Below are 2747 nucleotides of genomic sequence, written 5' to 3' on the forward strand. Positions count from 1 at the left end.
TCCGGACGCTCTCCACCGCCCGGCGCTCCCACCCCGCCCGGCAGCTCTTGACCGGCTCGCCTGCTGGGTAGGCACGACACGGCAGGCACCCGACCCCGGAGGACCCCGTGCGACCGACCGGATTCATCCCGCCCCTGTGCACCCCCCTCACCCCCGACGGCGCCGTCGACACCGGCTCTCTGCGCCGGCTGGTCGAGCACGTCCTGGAGGGCGGCGCCTCGGGGGTGTTCGTGCTCGGCACCAGCGGCGAGGCCGTCTTTCTCACCGACGAGCAGCGCCGTACGGTCGTGCGGACCGCCGTCGAGGCGGCCGGCGGGCGCGTCCCCGTCCTCGCGGGCGTGATCGACACGACCACCCCGCGCGTCCTGGAGCGCGCACGGGAGGCGGCCGGCCTGGGCGCCGACGCCCTCGTGGCCACCGCGCCCTTCTACACCGACACCCACCCCGCCGAGACGGCCGACCACTTCCGCCGCGTCGCGGCCGAGACCGCCCTGCCCCTGCTCGCCTACGACATCCCCTCCCGCGTCCACACGAAGCTGCCGCTCGCCGTACTCCTCGACCTCGCCGAGGACCGCACCCTCATCGGCCTCAAGGACAGCAGCGGCGACCTGGACACCCTGCGCCACCTGCTGGTGGCCCTCCGCCACCGCGACCCGAACCGCCACTTCTCCGTCCTCACCGGCTCCGAACTCACGGTGGACGCCGCCCTTCTGATCGGCGCAGACGGCGTCGTGGCCGGCCTCGGCAACGTCGACCCGGCCGGCTACGCCCGCCTGTACGCCCACGCCCAGGCCGGCCGCTGGCCCGAAGCCGTCGCCGAACAGAACCGGCTGACCACCCTCCACGCCCTGGTCCGGCCGGCCGGCACCCGGGACATGAGCGGCACGGCGGCGACCCTCGGCGCCCTCAAGACGGCCCTGTGCCTGCTCGGCGTCATCGACCACCCCACCACGGCGGCCCCTCTTCGACCGCTGACCCCGGAGGCGGCACAGGCGGTGGAACACCTGCTCAAGGACGGCGGACTGCTGTGAACGGGCGCTCCCGCCCGATGCGGGCCGACTCGTGCGAGGGGTGGCGGGAACGCGGCCCGGCTACCCCCTAGCGTGGCCGGCGTAACGATCACCGCACTCACCATCGGAGCTCCCATGCCGTCCCCGTCCCACACCATCCGGGCCAGGATCCGCGAGTTCGCCCTCTCTCTTCCCGGGGCCGTCGAGGAGTTCCCCTGGGATGAGAGCGCCGTTGTGAAGGTCAACAAGAAGATCTTCGTCTTCCTGGGCGCCGAGGGCGCGGAGGACGCCGCGATCAGCGTCAAGTTGCGGGACGAGGAGGCGCATGGCCATGCCCTCGCCGTGCCCGGGGCCGCTCCGACGGGGTACGGGCTGGGGCGGGCCGGGTGGGTTTCCGTGCCGCTCGGGGACGGGGGGCCGTCCGTGGAGCTGCTCTGTGACTGGGTCGAGGAGAGCTACCGCGCCATCGCGCCGAAGCGGCTGGTCGCGCGCCTCGACGGCTGACGTTCCGCCGTGCCCGTCCGCCCGTCATGCCGTCCGTTCCGTCAAATCCCGGCCGGTTCACGCGCTTTGGCGGAGCCGCGTCAGGGGCGGCGGGGCTTGTGGAAATTGGAACACGTTCTTAGCATCGCGGGTGTTACAGCAGTCTTGTCATAGACAGTCGCCCGGGCGCGCCACGACGTGCCCGGCACGGTCCCTGGGGTCCCCATGACAGCAGCACCGCAGGACAGGTCCGGCGGTCCGCTCGCCGGTGTGCGTGTCGTCGAGCTGGCCGGGATCGGGCCCGGGCCGTTCGCCGGGATGCTGCTCGGCGACCTCGGGGCCGACGTGGTGCGGGTGGACCGGCCCGGCGGGCCCGGGCTGGGGATCGATCCGCGGCGGGATGTCACCCACCGCAACAAGCGCTCCGTCGGCGTCGATCTGAAGGCGGCCGGCGGGGTGGAGGCCGTGCTCGGGCTGGTCGAGCGGGCCGATGTGCTGCTGGAGGGGTACCGGCCCGGGGTCGCCGAGCGGCTGGGCGTCGGGCCGGGGCCGTGTCTGGAGCGCAACCCCCGGCTGGTGTACGGGCGGATGACCGGGTGGGGGCAGGACGGGCCGCTGGCGCCGGCCGCCGGACACGACATCGGGTACATCGCCGTCACCGGCGCGCTCGGGCTGACCGGGCCGGCCGGCGGGCCGCCCTGTCCGCCCGCCAACCTGCTCGGCGACTACGCCGGGGGCTCCCTGTACCTCGTCGTCGGCGTGCTCGCCGCCCTGCTCCACGCGCGGGCCACCGGCCGCGGGCAGGTCGTGGACGCCGCCATCGTCGACGGCACCGCCCACCTGACCGCCATGCTGCACGGCATGCTCGCCGCCGGTGCCTGGCAGGACCGGCGCGGCGGCAACCTGCTGGACGGCGGCGCGCCGTTCTACGGCGTGTACGAGACCTCCGACGGCGGACACATGGCCGTCGGGGCGCTCGAACCGCGCTTCTACGCCGAGTTCGTCCGGCTGCTGGGACTGGACGGCGAGGCCGCCGCCGGGCGGGACGACCCGGGCCGGTGGGAGGAGCTGCGGGCCGCCGTCGCCGAGCGGTTCCGGCGGCGCACGCGCGCCGAGTGGACGGCCGTGTTCGAGGGGACGGACGCCTGTGTCGCGCCCGTGCTCTCGCTGGCCGAGGCCCCCGGCCACCCGCACCTCGCCGCCCGCGGCACCTTCGCCGAGCGCGACGGCGTCACCCAGCCCGCCCCCGCGCCC

At 75.0% G+C, this 2747-nt stretch carries 3 protein-coding genes; all 3 read left to right on the forward strand.

Annotation, left to right across the window (positions count from 1 at the left end; genetic code table 11):
- Positions 1-107: 107 nt before the first annotated feature.
- Positions 108-1031, forward strand: coding sequence for a dihydrodipicolinate synthase family protein (locus ACSNOK_RS32365; protein ID WP_436784359.1), 924 nt, complete (start codon positions 108-110; stop codon positions 1029-1031).
- Positions 1032-1145: 114 nt separating this feature from the next.
- Positions 1146-1514, forward strand: a complete 369-nt coding sequence (locus tag ACSNOK_RS32370) for an MmcQ/YjbR family DNA-binding protein (RefSeq protein ID WP_436784360.1) — start codon at positions 1146-1148, stop codon at positions 1512-1514.
- A 204-nt stretch (positions 1515-1718) separates the two neighbouring features.
- The coding region (locus ACSNOK_RS32375; RefSeq protein WP_436784361.1) for a CaiB/BaiF CoA transferase family protein at positions 1719-2747 on the forward strand (1029 nt) is incomplete at its 3' end.

The organism is Streptomyces sp. URMC 126 (assembly GCF_051386555.1).
GTDB lineage: Bacteria > Actinomycetota > Actinomycetes > Streptomycetales > Streptomycetaceae > Streptomyces.

Coding starts and splice junctions, on each gene's coding strand:
- ACSNOK_RS32370 (WP_436784360.1), top strand. CDS start 1,146: ATGCCGTCCCCGTCCCACACCATCCGGGCCAGGATCCGCGAGTTCGCC.